Origin of the sequence: Nostoc sp. C117, assembly GCF_043099735.1 — a bacterium.
Classification (GTDB): Bacteria; Cyanobacteriota; Cyanobacteriia; order Cyanobacteriales; family Nostocaceae; genus Nostoc.
The window spans coordinates 7,328,956-7,347,840 of sequence record NZ_CP170991.1; the positions used below are offsets into that span (position 1 = coordinate 7,328,956).

14 protein-coding genes are annotated in these 18,885 nt (G+C 42.3%); 6 read left to right on the plus strand and 8 right to left on the minus strand.

The annotated features are described in order from the left end of the window. Positions 1–54 precede the first annotated feature (54 nt). Positions 55–1,401, plus strand: coding sequence for a DUF697 domain-containing protein (locus ACFG4S_RS31350; protein ID WP_392536125.1), 1,347 nt, complete (start codon positions 55–57; stop codon positions 1,399–1,401). Positions 1,402–1,602: 201 nt separating this feature from the next. Then, positions 1,603–1,863 (plus strand): Calvin cycle protein CP12, encoded by a 261-nt coding sequence (locus ACFG4S_RS31355; protein WP_392532764.1) that lies wholly within the window; start codon positions 1,603–1,605, stop codon positions 1,861–1,863. On the opposite strand, the gene ACFG4S_RS31360 is transcribed toward ACFG4S_RS31355, so the two are convergent. Both ACFG4S_RS31360 and ACFG4S_RS31365 read right to left on the minus strand, forming a co-directional pair. Next, complete coding sequence (locus tag ACFG4S_RS31360) at positions 1,860–2,678, minus strand: TlyA family RNA methyltransferase (RefSeq protein WP_392532765.1); 819 nt, start codon at positions 2,676–2,678, stop codon at positions 1,860–1,862. The genes ACFG4S_RS31355 and ACFG4S_RS31360 overlap by 4 nt on opposite strands. Continuing rightward, complete coding sequence (locus ACFG4S_RS31365) at positions 2,679–3,092, minus strand: hypothetical protein (protein WP_392536126.1); 414 nt, start codon at positions 3,090–3,092, stop codon at positions 2,679–2,681. It abuts the gene before it with no gap. A gap of 307 nt (positions 3,093–3,399) precedes the next feature. Between ACFG4S_RS31365 and ACFG4S_RS31370 the strand changes: the two genes are divergently transcribed. Further along, positions 3,400–3,633 (plus strand): Nif11-like leader peptide family natural product precursor, encoded by a 234-nt coding sequence (locus ACFG4S_RS31370; protein ID WP_392532766.1) that lies wholly within the window; start codon positions 3,400–3,402, stop codon positions 3,631–3,633. A gap of 523 nt (positions 3,634–4,156) precedes the next feature. Here the strand turns inward: ACFG4S_RS31370 and ACFG4S_RS31375 are convergent. After that, positions 4,157–5,104 (minus strand): DNA polymerase III subunit delta', encoded by a 948-nt coding sequence (locus tag ACFG4S_RS31375; RefSeq protein WP_392532767.1) that lies wholly within the window; start codon positions 5,102–5,104, stop codon positions 4,157–4,159. A gap of 244 nt (positions 5,105–5,348) precedes the next feature. On the opposite strand from ACFG4S_RS31375, the gene hpnI reads away from it, so the two are divergent. After that, on the plus strand, positions 5,349–6,497 hold the full coding sequence (gene hpnI, locus ACFG4S_RS31380) for a bacteriohopanetetrol glucosamine biosynthesis glycosyltransferase HpnI (RefSeq protein ID WP_392532768.1): 1,149 nt from the start codon (positions 5,349–5,351) through the stop codon (positions 6,495–6,497). Between the two features lie 171 nt (positions 6,498–6,668). Here the strand turns inward: hpnI and hpnK are convergent, their stop codons facing one another. The 3 genes from hpnK to ACFG4S_RS31395 form a co-directional block, all read right to left on the minus strand. Then, positions 6,669–7,532, minus strand: coding sequence for a hopanoid biosynthesis-associated protein HpnK (gene hpnK / locus ACFG4S_RS31385; RefSeq protein WP_392532769.1), 864 nt, complete (start codon positions 7,530–7,532; stop codon positions 6,669–6,671). A gap of 2 nt (positions 7,533–7,534) precedes the next feature. Continuing rightward, positions 7,535–8,995 carry a hopanoid biosynthesis associated radical SAM protein HpnJ gene (gene hpnJ, locus ACFG4S_RS31390; protein ID WP_392532770.1) on the minus strand — a complete coding sequence of 487 codons (1,461 nt, stop codon included), beginning with the start codon at positions 8,993–8,995 and terminating at the stop codon, positions 7,535–7,537. Between the two features lie 383 nt (positions 8,996–9,378). Continuing rightward, positions 9,379–11,832, minus strand: a complete 2,454-nt coding sequence (locus ACFG4S_RS31395) for an ATP-dependent Clp protease ATP-binding subunit (protein WP_392532771.1) — start codon at positions 11,830–11,832, stop codon at positions 9,379–9,381. A 346-nt stretch (positions 11,833–12,178) separates the two neighbouring features. Between ACFG4S_RS31395 and ACFG4S_RS31400 the strand changes: the two genes are divergently transcribed. Then, positions 12,179–12,475, plus strand: a complete 297-nt coding sequence (locus ACFG4S_RS31400; RefSeq protein WP_392532772.1) for a DUF3288 family protein — start codon at positions 12,179–12,181, stop codon at positions 12,473–12,475. A 313-nt stretch (positions 12,476–12,788) separates the two neighbouring features. On the opposite strand, the gene ACFG4S_RS31405 is transcribed toward ACFG4S_RS31400, so the two are convergent. Beyond that, positions 12,789–13,289, minus strand: a complete 501-nt coding sequence (locus tag ACFG4S_RS31405; RefSeq protein WP_392532773.1) for a fatty acid hydroxylase — start codon at positions 13,287–13,289, stop codon at positions 12,789–12,791. 1,153 nt (positions 13,290–14,442) lie between these two features. Then, a complete protein-coding gene (locus tag ACFG4S_RS31410; RefSeq protein ID WP_392532774.1) occupies positions 14,443–14,583 on the minus strand; it encodes a CopG family transcriptional regulator in 141 nt (46 codons plus the stop codon). 712 nt (positions 14,584–15,295) lie between these two features. On the opposite strand from ACFG4S_RS31410, the gene ACFG4S_RS31415 reads away from it, so the two are divergent. Further along, complete coding sequence (locus tag ACFG4S_RS31415) at positions 15,296–18,835, plus strand: NB-ARC domain-containing protein (RefSeq protein ID WP_392532775.1); 3,540 nt, start codon at positions 15,296–15,298, stop codon at positions 18,833–18,835. Positions 18,836–18,885: the final 50 nt, after the last annotated feature.

Below are 18,885 nucleotides of genomic sequence, written 5' to 3' on the forward strand. Positions count from 1 at the left end.
ATCAAAATGGATATGTAACCTGTTGTTTGCTCAACCTTGAATCAACCTAACTTTGTGCGTAATCTCCAAGAAACTCATTTAAACCGTGCCCGCGCCAGTCTCAGGCAAGTGCTGTCTTGGTATGGATATCTTCGCAAATCAGGGCAGCTTTCATCTAACCCAGAATTGGCAGGTTTAGTGAAACCAGAATTAGAGGCTTTGAACTCCATACTCAACAAACTCGATTCTAATGTTATTAGAATTGCCGTCTTTGGTTTGGTGAGTCGTGGTAAGTCAGCAGTTTTAAATGCCTTGCTGGGAGACAAGATTCTACAAACTGGCCCCCTCAATGGTGTCACTCAATGGCCTCGTTCGGTACGTTGGCAACCAGGCAATAAAGTATTAGTAGAATTAATTGATACCCCAGGATTAGATGAAATTGAGGGTGAGTCACGGGCGGAGATGGCGCGAGAAGTAGTGCGTCAAGCGGATTTAATTTTGTTTGTCGTGTCTGGTGATATTACCCGCACTGAGTATCAAGCATTGCTGGAATTAAGGCGATCGCAAAAACCCTTGATTTTGGTGTTTAACAAGATAGATCTGTACCCAGATACAGACAAGTCGGCGATTTACGAAAATTTGCAACAACTCGGTGCAGGACATTCCCAAGCAAAGCCTCTAATACCCGATGAAATTGTCATGGTGGCAGCGGAACCAGCACCAATGGAAGTGCGGGTTGAATGGCCTGATGGCCGCATCACTTATGAATGGGAGACACCACCACCCCAGGTAGATGAACTCAAAGAAACAATTTTCAACATTCTCAATCGAGAAGGGCGATCGCTGATAGCTTTAAATGCACTGATTCAAGCACGAGATGCAGAAGAGGCGATCGCTCAAAAAACCATCGATTTACGCGAACAAGAAGCGGAAGACATTATTTGGCAATTTACCAAATACAAAGCTATTGCAGTAGGGTTAAATCCCATTGCCTTCTTAGATATTATTGGTGGAACTGTTGCCGATTTAGCTTTAATTCGCGCTTTAGGGCGGTTGTATGGTTTGCCAATGACTAGCTATGAAGCCGGAAAAATTTTCAAAACGATTTTATTTAGTTCTGGTGGCTTATTGCTGGGAGAATTAGGCAGTAGTTTCCTGCTAGGTTTGGGCAAGAGTACCGCTGCAATAACCAGTGGTGATAATCCCACTAATATTACTGCCTTTGCTGGCAGTGCGATCGCCCAAGCTGGTATTGCTGGTTATGGCGCCTACTCTGTTGGTAAAGCTGCCCAAGTCTATCTCGAAAAAGGCTGCACCTGGGGACAATTGGGCGCTAGCAGCGTCATTCAAGAAATTCTCTCTCAAGTTGACCAAAATACAATTCTGTATCGTTTGCGACAAGAATTAGGCATAAAGTATTGAGAATAAATAAAAATTGTTACCCATTTGTTGCCGTTTATAAGTGTTCATCAACTTCTATCAAGCTCTTCTGACAATTGACTGACATTCGCAATTTGGGATGCAAGATTGAGAGAATAACCGAAGTAGGGTACAGGTTATAGAAAATCAGACTATCCCCTATTTCCTAATAGACATCTCTGTAAACTAAAGGTGAAAAATATCATGACAACAACCTTAAACTCATTTGAAACTGCTGGGGCGTCAAATCTTGAGCAAGCCATTACTGAAGCCATTACTGAAGCTCGTACAACCTGTGACCTAAATGGCAGTGATTCTGCTGGTTGTGCCGTAGCCTGGGATATTGTCGAAGAATTGCAAGCTGAGAAATCTCATCAACATCAAACAAAACAAAACAAAACCTCTTTAGATAACTACTGCGATCGCCATCCAGCTTCCGTAGAATGTCTAATATACGACGTTTAACTCTTCCGTAAATCAGTTGTTGCTGATTGCGCGATTTGCTTAATTGCCTCTAAATCAGGCGGTGGTGTTTCACTTTCCATTCCCAGCCATAAAAGAAATTCGATATTCCCAGCCGGTCCGGTAATCGGCGACCAAGTTAAGCCTTTGTATTTCCATCCTAATTTGTGAGCCGTCTGCAACACCTGGAAAATGGCATCAGCTTGGTCGTTTGGATCGCGCACAACTCCTTTTTTACCCACACGGGATCTGCCGACTTCAAACTGTGGTTTGACTAACAACACAGCTTCCCGGTTGGCTTGGGTTAGCTGCCACAAAGCAGGTAAAATCTTCGTTAAGGAAATAAAGGAGACATCCACCACCGCTAAATCAGGAACCAAGTCATTTTCGCCATACAATTCATTTGGTTGTAGCTGTCTTAAATTGGTGCGTTCCCGCAAAATCACCCGCGAATCATTTCGCAACCGCCAATCAACTTGTCCGTAACCGACATCAATACCGTAAACTTGTTTTGCTCCAGCTTGTAAAAGACAATCAGTAAAGCCACCCGTAGAAATTCCACCGTCTAAACAAATGCGTCCTGGAATTGGAATGGCAAACACTGCTAAAGCTTTAGAGAGTTTTTCACCACCTCTAGAAACAAAAGGCGATCGCTCTTTAATATTTATTTGAGCCGAAATATCAACTTCTGTACCAGGTTTATCAACTAACTGCTGATTAACAGTAACTTCCCCCGCCTGAATTAACCTCTGTGCCAAAGCGCGAGAAGTACATAAGTTTAACTCTACTAATAATGTATCGAGTCGCTGTTTAGCCAATTAATTAGACTCTCCTGGTAAGATTAAAGTCAAAGCGCGATTGATGATTTGTTCTCGATTAACCAGCTTTTCTAATTCTTGGGCTTCATAACGACCTTCTTCTACTTCTAGAGAAGCTTCATCAATGGCATTTAAATAAGCTTCTCCTAAGATTTCTAACAATTCTTCTGGTGTCAGATAATAACTCCCCGCTTTACCCCGCTTATTTTCTCGTTGAATTTCCCGAACCGAATTGCGAATAGAGACTTCCCAAGAGCAAGTAGTGCGATTTTCTGCTTGTTGTTTAATCAGATGCAAGAGCAAAATCACTGCATTGTCATTTCGGCTCATTTCTGTTAATTCTTCAACTATAATCAATGCTCCTTGAACATCGCCTTTAACAAGTAAGTCTTTTAGGGTTAATAATTCTTCCATAATCAGCGCCTTAAACATCGGCAACTTTTATATGCCTGAGAATACACTCATACTATAAATTTTGCTGTCTATATCCCACTTGCCTAAATACTACTACTATCTGAGGGCTGAATTTTACAAGCCAAACATTAAATGATAACTCCAAAGTTATACTTTTTTGTCAAAATCTACACATTTTTCTCTTGTGTTTTAAAATCAGACGTATATGCATGAATCAGAAAGAAAAATTCTTTACAAAATTAGGTGAAGCCGCAGGAGTGAAATTACTGCATTCAAACCTGATGTTGAAAACAGGAGATAGGCTATTATGACACAGCAAAATGCCGCCCGACTTTTTCAAGCCGTAAAACAAGATCAAGCATTACAAGAAAGGCTCAAAGCAACAGCTAACCCAGAAGCTTTTATTAAGATTGCTCGTGAGCGTGGGTATGAATTCACTGCCGAAGAACTCGACAGTGAAATCGGCAAATTGTCAGAAGAAGATTTAGCCACCATTGTCAATCCAGGATGGGGGAATAGACGCCACCTTACTCCTAGATAATTCCTTAGCAAAAAGTGGTTTTCCAAAGAGAATTCTCAATAAAAGATATTCTGTAGCATAGTTGTTGACTCTCAACAGCTATGCTTTTTTCTTTACTTGGCTCTGCTGAAATTTGCCAATTGCGATCGCTCTAATTTAACGTGAGTTAAATAAGTCCTATTTGACCCAATACTTTTCGGGTTTTGGGGGAAAGGGGAAAGGGAAAGGGTTTGAATTTCCCTTTCCCCATTACCCTTTAACCTTTCCCCAGACCAAAAGAGAAATTATTGGGTTTAACCGAAAAGTATTGCTATTTGACCTCTCGTCCGCCCCTCTCTCACTGGGCTACGGTGTGTATACAAGTTCTAAAATCCTTGTCTGGTATGATACAAGCCTTACTAAGGGACTGACAAATAAAAAAACATGCAATTTTTCTTGTGGAGTGGACATCTCGTCTGCCCAAGGCTTGGGGCGGACAAGATGTCCACCCCACAAGATGGGATAATTTATTTCTTGGTAATCCCTAAACAAGCTTTTGAGTTTTTTATTGTTGACATAGAGATAAAAACAGACATTCCCAAACTAGGCGGGGTTGAGCGTAAGCAAGTAAATATTTCCGAGCTTGTTCTAGCCGGTCGATGGTATCGGGTTGATGCCACTGCTGCCAGTATAATTGCTGAAGATAATCAACTAACCACAGTTGTGCTTCTGTATCTAAATCTTTATCAATTTTCTTGGCTAACTCTAAGGCGTTGCGGTAAGATTTGGGGGCTTTTTTCAAATCTTCGAGTAGTTCACGGGGAATAGCTTCTAATTGCTTATAAGAAGCGATCGCACTTCCGGCACTGCCACCTGCTATGCTCAATACTGCTTGATTCTGCAAAATTTCCTGATGACTTGTTTGTGTGAGTACAACAGCTAAAGACTGGGCATCTAAGCGATAAAAAGGAATGCGTTGACAGCGTGATACCAAAGTTGGCAATACAGACTCAGATGTAGGTGCAATTAAAATTAACGTCGCCTGTCCTGGTTCTTCTAAGGTTTTAAGTAAAGCATTCGCTGCGGCTTCTGCCATTGTTTGGGCTTCCTCTAACACCACCACATTCCTTGGTGCTTCCAAAGGCGGACGACTGAGAAATTCGGTGATTTCCCGAATTTGCTCTAGTCGAATTACTGGGGATGCCTTACGCTTGAGTCCTTTTTCGGCTGCTTGTGCTGGTGTGAATCGTTGTCCTTGGTATTGGTAAGTTGGTTCCACCCAAAATAAAGCCGGGTGGTTACCTTGACGCAAACGGTTTTGTAAAGATGCAGACACTCCCATCTCACCAGAAAATAGCAATTCCACAAAGCACCTAGCTGCTAAACTCCTTCCGATACCATCTGGCCCCACAAATAAATAAGCTGGAGCAACCCGATTTTGTTTCACAGCTTGAGTGAGTAATTCTACGGCTTGTTGTTGTCCTACAAGTGGTGCAAATGGGTCAATAGTCATTAGTTGATTATAATCTGCACAAATTTTCTAATTTTAAGTTTGTAGGCTTTATCTTCTGATATCTCCAATTGAGTCTAAATTCCAGTAGTTACTTATACGGCTACAAGTAAAGTGTAATTTGTTTATCCCTAATTCTTTAGACATTATGCTGCGATCGCTTCCTTTTAGTCTAAACTCCAGTAGTTAGGTCAAAGATCGACTTGAGTTGCATAAACCACTAGTAAAATTTCAGCTAATTCTTCAGATGAGAATCATTGATGTTTTGCTGTTCATTATCTGTCTATCATCTGTCTTATTTTATGGCTATGGGATTTATGCAGCGATAACTTTCTGGAGTCACCCTTATCCCATTGCTCCTCGATTCCATCCGCCTGTTACCATCCTCAAACCAATTTGTGGGCTAGATAGCTATACTTACGAAAACTTTGCCTCATTTTGTCAACAAGATTATCCAAAATACCAGATGATCTTCGGAGTATCCGCTCACGAAGACCCTGTGATAGAGGTTGTGGAAAAAATCATTCACCAATTCCCCGATGTCGATATTCATCTGGTAGTTAGCCCTCAAATCATCGGTACTAATCTGAAAGTGAGTAATCTAGCAAATGCTGTCGTCGCTGCTAAACATGAAATTTTGGTCATAGCTGATAGTGATATTCGAGTCGGGAAAGACTATTTGCAACGAGTCATCCAACCATTCAAAGATCAAAAAGTTGGCGTTGTCACCTGTATGTATCGTTCCGTAGCCAAAGGATGGGTAGCAACTTTAGAGGCGATTGTCACTGCTACAGATTTTCATGCAGGTGTTTTAGCTAGTAATCAATTAGAAGGTACAAAATTTGCCTGTGGTTCTACAATTGCCATCCGTAAAGAAGTACTAGAAGCAATCGGCGGATTTGAGGCAATTGCTGATTATTTGGCGGATGACTTCAAACTTGGTTACCTAGCAGCGCAGAAAGGATACAAGGTTGTGTTATCTGACTATGTAGTTGACCATGTATTGGCTATCACTACTGTCACTGATGCTATTAAACGCCAGATCCGTTGGGCGCGTTGTATCCGCGTTTCTCGTCCTTGGGGTTACTTGGGATTGCTTTTTACTTACGGTACAGTTGCTAGTTTACTTTTGCTGACAGCTATGCAAGGGTCAAGAGTCGGATGGATGGCGCTAGTTATAACTTGGGTAATGCGGTTACTAATGGGTTGGGCAGTTGGGGTGAATATTCTCAACGATCCTATTGCCAAAAAGTTTTTATGGGTCATTCCTTTAGGTGATTTGATTCACTTTGGCATTTGGTGTTATGGCTTCGTTGGTAGCACAATTGAGTGGCGAGGGCGAAGATTAAAGTTGACAAAAGAGGGGAAATTATATGGTGTTCAATCAAAGACTTAATCATTCAAGAAGTCGGAAGTACATAAAACCTCTTGCATAAATATTTTTTTGTCTCACGCAGACGAGCCAGTGCGTTGGGCGGCTCTGCCGACTTGAAGCAACTGGCGTCGCGCAGAGGCGCAGAGAAGAGCGCGGAAAGAAGGACTTTTACCCTCTTAAAAATGGGGCTTTTTAGGGTTCCCCCCTTTTTATGTAATTAGTCAACTCAAAACCGTTAACATTCAAAGCCTCACGTACTTGCTCGCTCAACAATGCCGCAAGCTCGATATCATCAGGCTTTACCGCAGGATGGGAATAAATCTCTACAAAATTTGCCTCAATTTGGGGTATCAAACCGAGTAAATATTCCTCGGTTATATTGCCAGTTTCTAATAAGCCATAGACTCTATCGGCAAACTTAATACCATGATATCTGAGCAAATTCTCGCCGTAACGCCGCAATCTATCAAAAACAGCCGCCCAAACTAGCTTAGTTATTAACTTCTGAGTGTTAAGTTTCAGGTTCATTCCCAGTTCCTCAGATGGCAGACGGATGACCCGAATATCAAACTCCTGCGCCAAGTCAACTAAGATACGTAATATCACTGGATGAGTGTGTAAATGTAAATGCCCATCAACATGAGAAAGGGGTAGCTGAGAATCGCGGAATTTTTCTAGCTGGGCGCGGATTTCTTGGTGTAGTTCTTCACGAGCGGCGGGATGGAATTGGTAGCGTAACCCAGCTTGCAGGGGGCTGTCTGAAAAATTGCCTTTTGAGTCTACTAAGTGGGGAATCTGCTTAGGTGGCAAAACAGACCGCCCACAGACTAAAACTAAGTGTAACCCAATACCTAAATTGGGGCGATCGCTAGCTAAGGCGATCGCCTCTTCGGCGGCATCTCCTGTTACCATCAAGCTGGTACTAGTTAGTACACCCTGCTCATAAGCTTGAATAATTGCTTGATTTACACCCTGAGAAAAGCCGAAATCATCACCATTAATAATTGCAAAACGACGGCGTTGGGTATTGGGTATTGAGGATTGGGCATTGGGCATTTTTAAATCACAGCAGTCGAATTAGCTTTGGCGTTGGCTACAGATTGAGTGCGACGTTCTTTCAGGTAAGAGAAGAACTCGCCACCTTCACGCAAACGACGCACCATCATTTGTCTATCAGTAAGCATTTCGCGCACAATTGGCAAAATTGCTTTGGGACGAAAGTAGAATTTCCGGTACATCCGCTCAACAGCATCTTCAATTTCTGCACTAGAAAGAGTCGGATATTCCAAGGTTGAGGTTTGAATCCCAGAGTTAGCTACTAAAGCTTGGTTAGTAAACCAACCATTTTCTTTAGCTTGTTGATAAAGTTCCGTACCAGGATAGGGAGCAGCGATAGAAACTTGAATTGTATGGGGACTGAGTTCGCAAGCAAAGCGGATAGTCTCTTCTACAGTTTCGGGAGTTTCAATCGGCAAACCGATGATAAAAGTACCATGTACAGTGATGCCCAATTTATGGCAGTTTTTCATAAATTCCCGCGCCACTTCTAGCTTGATGCCTTTTTTAATCCGGTTGAGAGTCTCTTGATTACCAGATTCAAAACCGACTAATAGCAAACGCAAACCGTTGTCACGCAGTGTTTTTAGGGTGTCATAGTCTAGGTTGGCGCGGGCGTTGCAACTCCAAGTTAATTTGAGTCGCTTCATGTGTTCGCTAATGGCGATCGCTCGATGCTTATCTATAGTGAAAGTATCATCATCAAACATATATTCCCGCACTGTGTCGCCGAAGATGGCTTTAGCCTCTTCCATCTCGCGTCCCACAGCTTTTGGGCTTTTGTGGCGGTAGAGATGACCACCAATGGTTTGTGGCCACAGGCAAAAGGTGCATTTTGCTGGACAACCGCGCCCAGTGTAAAAGGAAATGTAGGGATGCAGTAGGTAGCCGATAAAATATTTTTTAATATCTAGGTCACGGGCATAAACTGGTAACACGCTAGGCATAGCATCCCAGTCGTGGATCAAGGGGCGTTCTTCATTGTGACGCACATTCAAATTACGATCCCGATAGCTAATACCCTTGATTTCTTCGTAAGGTTTGCCTGATGCGAGTTCTTGACAGGCATAGTCAAATTCATTACGACATACAAAGTCAATAACTGAGTGGTCACGTAGAGTCTCCTCTGGTAACACTGCGACATGGGCGCCAATGAGGCCAATTTCTACATCTGGATTTTGGGCTTTGATAGCTTCAGCACACTTGACATCATTCGCCAGCGAGGGTGTACTGGTGTGCATGATAACCAATTCATAATCTTTAGCAATTTTTAGCACATCCTCTATAGTCTGACCGTGTGGAGGCGCATCTATCAGTTTGCTACTTGGAACAAGGGCTGCGGGTTGAGCTAGCCATGTGGGATACCAAAAAGATGTAATTTCACGCTTGGCTTGATATCGTGAACCAGCGCCACCGTCAAACCCATCAAAGGAAGGAGGGTTGATAAATAGGGTTTTCTTCACTGCTATCTCTCTTATAGTTGAGCAGAGGAGTCAGCCCCCTCATGGGTTTTTATTATATTTGTTTCTCAATCACTGCGCGCAAGAATAATAAGCCGATGTGCTTTTAAGTTGCATCTAGGTGATGGCAATTGGTATTAGAACTGACGAAAAAATACACGCTGTAGGGGCAATTCATGAATTGCCCCTGCCTGAGAATAATGGTTTTGGCTATTGTTTGTGTAATTCTTGTACATAAAAAAAGCCTCTGATAGAAATACCAGAGGTAAAAAGTAAATACCATTTCACTTTATGTTTGTTGCAGATGCCCCTGTTTTTGCCTCTGCCGGAGCAAGAGGCTAGAGTGTTCCTAAAATATTACAGCAAAAAGCGATGAGGTATAAATGTTAGCCAACGTTTGCTAATAGCAACTCTCGTTTTTCTGATTTTTTTACTCTTACTTGAGAGTCATCATCAACATCAACTATCGCTATGTCTCCATCTGTAATTTCACCAGATAGTAGCGCTTCGGCGAGAGAATCTTCTAAAAGGCGCATAATTGCCCGGCGTAATGGTCTAGCGCCATAGCTGGGATTATAGCCTTCTTGTACCACACGATCTTTAAAGCGATCGCTAACTTCTAAAGTAATTCCCTTTTCCGTCAAGCGGCCAGCAACTTCACGCAGCATAATTTCCGCGATTTCCTTAACTTCATCCTTAGAAAGCTGGGTGAAGACGATAATCTCATCAAGACGGTTGAGAAACTCTGGACGGAAGTAAGCTTTCAATTCCTCATTTACTAGGGTGCGGATGCGGTTGTAAGTAGCATCGCCTTGAGTGTCGAAGTCAAAGCCTAAACCGCTACCACCTTTTTCAATCACCTTGGAACCGATGTTGGAAGTCAAAATAATCAGTGTGTTCTTGAAGTCCACTTTCCGACCTTTGGCATCAGTCAGTTGACCGTCATCCAATATTTGCAGCAGCATATTGAATACATCGGGGTGTGCCTTTTCAATTTCGTCGAAAAGCAACACTGCATAAGGTTTGCGCCGCACCATTTCCGTTAGCTGTCCGCCTTCGTCGTATCCTACATAACCAGGAGGTGACCCAATTAATTTAGATACTGTGTGACTTTCCATGTATTCGGACATGTCTAAGCGAATCATCGACTCTTCCGAACCAAAGAAATAGGCAGCCAACGCCTTAGCTAATTCTGTTTTTCCAACACCAGTGGGGCCAGAAAAGATAAAGCTTGCGATGGGACGATTGGGATTTTTTAAGCCGACGCGGGCGCGACGGATGGCACGAGAGACAGATGTGACTGCTTGCTCTTGACCGATGAGCCGCTGATGCAGAGTGTCTTCTAAGTGGAGGAGCAGCTCTGATTCAGATTCAGTTAGTTTGTTAACTGGTACGCCAGTCCAAGAAGCAACGATTTGGGCGATGTCTTCTTCGTCAACTACGCTGGAATTGACAGGTTGATCGTTTGGTGTAAACGTTGCTTGCAGTTGTTCTGCAAGTTTCAATTCTTGGTCGCGCAGTTGTGTAGCTTTGTCAAAATCTTGGACTCTGATTGCTGCTTCTTTGGCTTTGGTAACGCCAGCGAGTTCGCGTTTGAGTTCTTTATTGGGAGAACTTTGAGAGTTCCGCAGACGAACGCGAGAACCAGCTTCATCAATCAAATCAATGGCTTTATCTGGCAAAAAGCGATCGCTAATATACCGATCTGATAACTCTGCTGCTGCTAGTACTGCCGCGTCAGAAATTGTCACTTTGTGGTGCTGTTCGTAAGCGCCGCGTAAGCCGTAAAGAATTTGTACGGTTTCCTCTACTGAGGGTTCGCCAACTTTAATCGGTTGGAAACGACGCTCTAAGGCAGCATCGCGCTCGATATGCTTGCGATATTCATCCAGGGTAGTTGCGCCGATGCACTGGAGTTCACCCCGTGCTAAGGCAGGTTTGAGGATGTTAGCCGCATCCAAACCGCCTTCTGTACCACCAGCACCAACTAAGGTGTGAATTTCGTCAATCACCAAGATGATATTGCCCACGCTGCGGACTTCTTCCACGACTTTTTTGATGCGTTCTTCAAAATCGCCACGGAAGCGAGTTCCAGCCACCAATGACCCCATATCGAGGCTGATGACTTGCTTATCTTGTAAAGTTTCGGGAACATCTTGGTTAACAATACGCTGAGCTAAACCTTCAGCGATCGCTGTTTTACCAACTCCTGGTTCCCCAATCAATACTGGGTTATTCTTAGTGCGGCGACCGAGAATTTGAATCGCCCGCTCAATTTCTTTCTCACGACCAACTACAGGGTCGAGTCTGCCTTCTTGTGCTAATTTGGTCAGATTTCTGCCAAACTCTTCCATCGTTAGCGGTTGGGTGCGCTTTTGGTTACCACTACCAGCAAAAGCCGGTGCATTTTCACCCAAACGGCGAACGATGGCACTGCGAACTGTTTTGAAGTCAACCCCTAGATTTTGCAGTACTTTGGCAGCTACACCTTCACCAGCCTCGGTCAATCCCAAGAGCAAGTGTTCAGTGTTAATGTAATTTTGTCCCAAACCATGAGCTTCTTTAAACGATTGCTCGAAGAGGCTTTTTACCTTGGGAGTAAAAGGAATTTCTGGTGGTACAAAGCCAGAACCCCTACCAATAATTTTTTCTACCTCACGACGTGCGTCTTTGAGGGTAACGCCTAATTCGGCCAGCACTTTAGCAGCAACCCCAGTTCCTTCTCCCATCAAACCCAGGAGAATTTGTTCAGTTCCTACGAAGTTGTGTCCCAGGCGACGTGCTTCCTCCTGAGCTAGCATAATTACTCTAATGGCTTCGGAAGTGAAGTGTTCAAACATAGCGGGTTCTTGCTCCCTTGCTGCTTCGATTTTGGGTGAGATAAGATTCACCCTGATCTAAAGATTTTTGTATTTTCTTAAGGACTAATGTAACTTTATTTAAATTTAACTGGCAGTGGTGAGAGCCGTAAGACCTCAGGTGTAGTTGCCGTCTACTGTAAATGCTGAGTCCTGTTAGCGGTAGCAGGGCGTTTAGCCCGTGCTGAATCCTGAGTTAAGTATAGAGGAAATAAAGAGTTCCAGAGTTGAGAGTTAAGTTTTCGGTATTTGACAATTTTCTTTTACCTGTCCTGTTTCCCACTGTCAGCTAAACTTAAAACTTAGGACTCAGCAATCAGAATTGACAATGACTGAAGCTACGGGCGGTAAAGATCAACAACATCCTCTTTATAACCGCGATCGCCCCCTTATTGATATCTTACTCGCTCAAGAGGCGACAGACTATAATTTGGCAGAATTAGCTAGATTACGAATTCGTTATCTAGGTTTTCCAGGGGCAAGAGACATTCAAAAAGATCTAGATAAAGTCTTGCAGCAGTGGGGTTTGACCGAAGCCCAACTTTATGAGAAAACTCGCCAGATGCACGACTTGGGGGGTATTTATAAAAGTCGCGGCAAGAAAGAGGAGCAAGATTGGAATTAGGGGATGGGGCGTTAGGAGTGCTGTTAGCGATAGCGGGGCGTTTAGCCCGTGCTGAGTTAGGACTTTTATTTATACCATTTCACGAAATTAATTTAATTATTGATACAAATAAATCACTATTCTTGCTCCCCTGCCTCCTCTGCTTCCCCTGCAAGAATCTGTATCAATCTTAAAAACGGTATTATCTCCTTGTCTCCCTTGTCTCCCTTGTCTCCCCTCCGCCCCATGCTCTGCTATATAGCGTAGAAAAAGAAGTTGCGATCGCAACTTCTTTTTCTACAACAAAAAATATTGAGTTAAGCGCTAGCTTGAGTTATGTCCGAGAGTAGCGGAAACGAAGTCTTAGCAATCGCAGCCAGCGTAACCACATTTGTGCAGGTTGTTCAAAGAAAGTAAAAATATCGCCAAAACCCAAATTAGTTTTGTGATGATGTAACCAGTGTCTCTCAGGAGTAGTAATAAATAAAATTTGGCATAAAATATTTACAGGCTTTGGAGTTTCCCAACCCAAAACACTTATGTGTCTCCACCATACATGAAACTGACCAAGCAGTAGTCCTGCAATAACGCCAATGGGAGAAAAAGACCACAGAACTACTGCTATGAGTATGTAAGGCAAAGCGCCCAAGATACCATCTAAAAGAACCTGGCGATTGAAAGTCAAAATAGCATAGTGACGAAAGTCTTTCTTCCAGGAGTGGTGCGTTTTTAAATGAAGGCTACCAAAAACGTGCTCGGGTACATGGTAAATAAATGTAGATAAGAAATCCCCAAAAAATAGTAATAACCAAGCAACAGCGATAGCCTCAAGCATTTTTACTCCTCAAGTTTACTAAGAAAACTCCACAGAAAACATGCAAATGTCATGCTGTGGGCATAGACATATGGTTTCCCACTATGCGACCAGCATCTGTGCATGTCATAGATCTACGCTCCAGTTAATTTGGCTGGCTCAGAGTATATGTAATTCGGTAAGTTGCAGTTTCATAAATCTACGATCCTTAACGTACTAACAAGCAACTACTAAGAGCCTTCAACTTGGCCTATACTTTAGGGCTGATGAATATAATACATCTAAAACCCGATAGTAATACCGTATATTGTCATAGTTACTACACAATCTTCTTACTAAGACATACAGCCTGAGCAAAGGTTGAGTTAAAATTAGTACAAATTTAGGTTAAGGCTTTTTTGAACATTCTTTAAGTTGTAAATCACTTACAATTCAGCCTCAATCGTGGAAGTAACGACAAGGATCGAATAGTCATTATCCCAAGAAAATTAGGATTATTCAGATGAGTAAAGCGGGTTTACAACTAAAATTGCTCAAGAGCAAATTTTGAGGTATCTCGAATTAAGCTAGATGCCTCAGTAGAGTATTTAATACTACTGAAATATTCTACGGAGTATTAAGCGTTCGTCTCTGGCTTGTGTATCTCAATTTCTAAGACTTAGGCGCTGAAAGTCCAAACCTAAATTTTCCACCAATCTCTGATGGGGAACAACTCCGTTGGACGGGTTAAGACGCTTGTACTTCTTGTCTAGAAGATACTCCTGTTCTGCACAGTGGCTCCTTGACTTCGCACTATCCCTTCACTAAAGCAGTTATGCTGGCACTATAAAAAACCCCACACTTAAAAATATACAATTTAAGCAAGGAGATTATTTTGTTGAAGACAGTCGTGATACTACTTACTAAAAGAGCGATTTTTGCAACGCAATGCATCCGGAAATCACTACCTCCAGTAGGCATCTCGACTAATATTTTATTCTTTTAGTGCCAGTATAAAGCCACCTCATTAATTTTTCTGAATTAATCTTACCTTCTGTTCTCTATTTTGCTTTGTCAATAAAATGACATGATAACGATTATTAGATTGCACAATCCCCGGAGAAAGACTGTGTATCAACTTCAACTATGACTCTTCTGGACTCTGAACTTTTAAAACCTGGTGTAAAAAGTTAGGTCATGGCAATGCTTGAATGAGTTCCCGAATCACATCCGTTGCTCTTTTCCCTGTCTGTTCACAATATTTTTCCAGGTTCTTGGCTTCATCTGATGTCAGGTTGATAGTTATTCGCTTGACCGCCTTTTTTTTCGTGGACATTGCCAAACTGGAAAATTTTACGACGGTAGTCTTATTCATTAGATTGATAGACTAAATATTATTTACAAACTTTCGTTATCAAGATTGCCAAATTTACAACTGTCTTTACCAGTGAAAATCCAGATTTTAAGATTGAACTTAAGCTTTAGTCTCTAAAAATATGATTGAAAAGTTAATCTATTAAGCAACTAGCAGCATACATAGCAGTTTTCTTTTTTTTGTATGAGGTACAAAGTTACGGGTTTTGAGACAGGATAGCGCAGCGTAAATCCTTCTTTTCTCCCAAAGGGAGACGCTACGCGAACGAGAGGCTTGTCTGCGACACGCTGTTCGCGTTTACCAACAGTAGCTGCACTAACGCTTAGAGCGAGTCTGCAAGCTTCAGTAGGAGGTAGAAGTTAGAAACTGTTTATGTCTAGATTTTAATTCCTGTATTTTATACCTGAGTACTTGCAAAGCGCTGTATTATGAATCTGGCATTACCCAAATGGAATAAGGTTTCGGTTGGAGAACTGAGGTCAGGAATACACCACATTAGAAGATAGTCTATTGAGCAAAGGCTGTTAACTTAGAGATCGGGGATAGAGCCGCTGACTACAAGCAAATCAGTCTGAAAAAATCAATGGCAATTAGCTTATCACTTCATATCTACAGCAACCTAGTAGATAATTCCTTTTAGTTAAAGGCGATTACGCAAACGGTGAATTAATACATGACTTTACAGAATTGGAAACGCAAGCGTGGCGTTGCACTTACTACTAAAGGGTTGCAAAAAATTAAGGAAGCAAAACATCAGTCTGAAGCAAAGGAAAATTTTGGAAATAGGTATACTCTAGAAGAAATGAGCGCCCGTTCTGGGTTATATTCCGGTACCGTCTCGAAAGTATTGAATCGAGAAGGTGGAGTTGATAAACATACTATTGAGAAGCTTTTTTCAGCTTTTTCGTTAAAAATAGATAAAAGTGACTATTCAAGCTCAAATAGTCGTCTAGATTGGGGAGAAGCTATCTTTACATCAGTTTTTTATGGACGTACACAAGAACTGACTATATTAGAGAAATGGGTTTTGGATCAACACTGTCGATTAGTGGCAGTATTGGGAATCGGAGGCATTGGGAAAACGGCACTATCTGTAAAGTTTGCTCAACAGATTCAGGAAAACTTTGAGTATGTTATTTGGCGATCGCTACGAGAAGCTCCACCTGTTAAAGTTATTCTCGGTAGCTTAATCCAATTTCTCTCTGACGAACACCAAACAGAAGGTAACTTACCAGAAAGCTTTAGCGATCGGGTATCACAACTACTTTATTATTTACAAAATAATCGTTGTTTAGTGATATTTGACAATGCAGAGTCAATTTTTCGTAGTGGTAGCCGCGCTGGACTTTATCGAGAAGGATATGAGGAATATGGCGAGCTTTTAAGACGGGTAGGAGAAGCAACTCACCAAAGCTGTTTACTCCTGACTAGTCGGGAAAAACCGAAAGAAGTAGCATTATTGGAAGGAGAAATACTACCTGTTCGCTCATTACCACTAAGTGGTTTAAACGTGGTAGAAGGGCAAGAAATCTTAAAACTTAAAGGGCTATCTGCGGCAGAAGATGAATGGAAAGTAATGATTGAGCGCTATGCCGGTAATCCATTAGCCTTGAAGATTGTTGCTACGACCATTCAAGATATTTTTGATGGTAAAGTGGCTGAATTTTTGCAACAAGATACTGCGGTTTTTGGGGACATTCGTGATGTTTTAGAGCAGCAATTTGAGCGCTTGTCAGATTTAGAAAAGGACATAATGTACTGGCTAGCGATTAATCGTGAGTCGATTACACTTTCGCAATTGCGAGATGATATTATATCACCAATACCACATCCCAAATTATTAGAGGCTATAGAATCGCTGTGGAGGCGATCGCTAATCGAGAAAGCTACGCCTACGCTCATTGAAAAAACTGGATCGCTTTTTACGCTCCAACCTGTGGTTATAGAGTATGTCACTAATAGGTTGACAGAACAGGTATGTAAAGAGATTGTCACTGAGAATATTGATTTGTTTAGGCGTCATGCTCTAATAAAAGCCATAGGTAAAGACTATCTTAAAGAAACTCAAACTCGCCTGATTATTAAACCAGTTATAGATGGGTTGCTCAATACATTAAGAAGTAAAAGAAAAATTGAAAATCAATTAACTCAAATTCTAGTAAAACTCCGAGAGACATCGCCCCTAGAGCCAGGTTATACAGCTGGAAATATTCTGAATCTGCTTTCTTATCTGGAGACCGATCTAAGTAGCTATGATTTTTCCGATCTAACCGTTTGGCAAGCAGATCTACGAAGTGTGAATTTGCACAATGCAAATTTTGCTCATGCCGATCTAACTAACTGTGTTTTTGCGGAAACTTTAGGAGGCATTCATTCGGTAGCATTTAGCCCAGATGGAAAGTTATTAGCTACTGGGGATACTAATAATCAGATTCGCCTCTATCAGGTTGCGGATGGAAAACAATTGCTTGTTTGTGTAGGACACACAGATTGGCTCTGGTCAGTTGCCTTTAGTTCCGATGGTCAAATGCTTGCTAGTGGCAGTCAAGACCAAACAGTAAAGCTATGGGATACTAACACCGGGCAATGTTTGACGACACTTTATGGTCATAAGGGGGGAATTTGGTCAGTCGCCTTCTGTCCTCAGAGTCACATACTTGCCAGTGGAGGTCAAGACCAAACAGTAAAGCTATGGGATACTAACACTAAGCAATGCCTCAAAACTCTTTCAGGTCATACTAATCGGGTTACATCAGTAGCCTTCAGTCCCGATGGTTGCACACTTGCCAGTGGCGATGATGATCAAACAGTGAGGCTGTGGAATGTTGGTACTGCTCAAACTTTTCAAATTTTGCTACATCCTAATATTGGTATTTGCTCAGTCGCTTTTAGCCGAGATGGCCAAACCTTGGCGAGTGGCTGTCGTGATAAAATTGTGAGGCTATGGGATGTTAGTACTGGTCGGTGCATTCAGACTCTAGAGGGTCATACTGACTGGGTAACGTCAGTTTCCTTCAATTTAGATGGGCATAGAGTGATCGCTGGTTCACATGACCAAACAGTGAAGTTGTGGGACGTTAGTACTGCTCGTTGCCTGACAACTTTCTCAGGACATAGTACTAGGATATGGTCAGTTGCTTTTACTCCAGATGGTCAAACCATCGCCAGTGGTAGCAGTGACCAAACAGTGAGGCTGTGGGATGTCAGCAGTGGTTTATGCTTCAAGACCTTCCAGGGTTATTGTTATGGAATCTGGTCGGTCACCTTTAGCCATGAAGGTAATATAATTGCAAGTGGCAGTGGTGACCAAATGGTAAAGTTGTGGAATGCCAACACCGGAGAGTGCCTCAAAACATTGCGAGGACATAGTAATAGAGTAACATCAGTTGCTTTGAGTCCCGATGGTCGCCTCCTTGCTAGTGGCAGTGAAGACAAAACAGTGAAGTTGTGGGATACCAACACTGGAAAGTGCCTCAAAACTCTGCGAGAGCATAGTAGTCGGGTCACATCAGTTGCCTTTAGTCCCAATGGTCATTTCCTTGTTAGTGGCAGTGAAGACAAAACAGCGAAGTTGTGGGATACTAACACCGGAGACTGTCTCAAGACTTTGCTCGAACACACGTTGGTGATATGGTCAGTTGCTTTTAGCCCAGACGGCCGAACCCTAGCTAGTACTGGTCAAGACCAAACGATCAAGTTGTGGGATGTCAACACTGGTGAATGCCTTCGGACTCTATATGGTCATAGTGATTTTATCTGGTCAGTCACTTTTAGTCCTGATGGTAGAACACTAGCTAGTTGTAGTAGCGACCAAACTGTTAAGTTATGGGATATCAAAACTACTGAGTGTCTTTCAACTTTGCGGGGACATACGAGTTCTGTATACTCGGTTGCTTTTATGGATACTCGCACGCTAGTTAGTGGTAGCAGTGACCAAACTGTCAAGTTGTGGGATGTGACTACAGAGAGTTGCGTCAGAACCTTGTCAGGCCATAGCAATTTAGTCTGGTCGGTCGCTTTTAGCCCGGATGGTCAAATTCTAAGCAGTGCTTGTGAAAGTGGAACAATTAAGCTTTGGGATATCTTGACTGGTGATTGTCTGAAAACTATTCTAAACCCTAGACTTTATGAGGGCATGAATATTACTGGCGTTACAGGTATAACAGAGGCGACTATTTCGACAATGAAAGCTTTAGGGGCTGTGGAGTTTTGACTGCGATCGCTTGCAGCGTCTAACAAGCAAATTGCTATAATCTTAGCAAG

Excerpts from the sequence above, each read along its gene's own strand:
- ACFG4S_RS31355 (WP_392532764.1), top strand. The coding sequence starts at position 1,603 with ATGACAACAACCTTAAACTCATTTGAAACTGCTGGGGCGTCAAATCTT.
- ACFG4S_RS31365 (WP_392536126.1), bottom strand. The coding sequence starts at position 3,092 with ATGGAAGAATTATTAACCCTAAAAGACTTACTTGTTAAAGGCGATGTT.
- ACFG4S_RS31370 (WP_392532766.1), top strand. The coding sequence starts at position 3,400 with ATGACACAGCAAAATGCCGCCCGACTTTTTCAAGCCGTAAAACAAGAT.
- ACFG4S_RS31375 (WP_392532767.1), bottom strand. The coding sequence starts at position 5,104 with ATGACTATTGACCCATTTGCACCACTTGTAGGACAACAACAAGCCGTA.
- hpnI (WP_392532768.1), top strand. The coding sequence starts at position 5,349 with ATGAGAATCATTGATGTTTTGCTGTTCATTATCTGTCTATCATCTGTC.
- hpnK (WP_392532769.1), bottom strand. The coding sequence starts at position 7,532 with ATGCCCAATGCCCAATCCTCAATACCCAATACCCAACGCCGTCGTTTT.
- ACFG4S_RS31395 (WP_392532771.1), bottom strand. The coding sequence starts at position 11,832 with ATGTTTGAACACTTCACTTCCGAAGCCATTAGAGTAATTATGCTAGCT.
- ACFG4S_RS31400 (WP_392532772.1), top strand. The coding sequence starts at position 12,179 with ATGACTGAAGCTACGGGCGGTAAAGATCAACAACATCCTCTTTATAAC.
- ACFG4S_RS31405 (WP_392532773.1), bottom strand. The coding sequence starts at position 13,289 with ATGCTTGAGGCTATCGCTGTTGCTTGGTTATTACTATTTTTTGGGGAT.
- ACFG4S_RS31410 (WP_392532774.1), bottom strand. The coding sequence starts at position 14,583 with ATGTCCACGAAAAAAAAGGCGGTCAAGCGAATAACTATCAACCTGACA.
- ACFG4S_RS31415 (WP_392532775.1), top strand. The coding sequence starts at position 15,296 with ATGACTTTACAGAATTGGAAACGCAAGCGTGGCGTTGCACTTACTACT.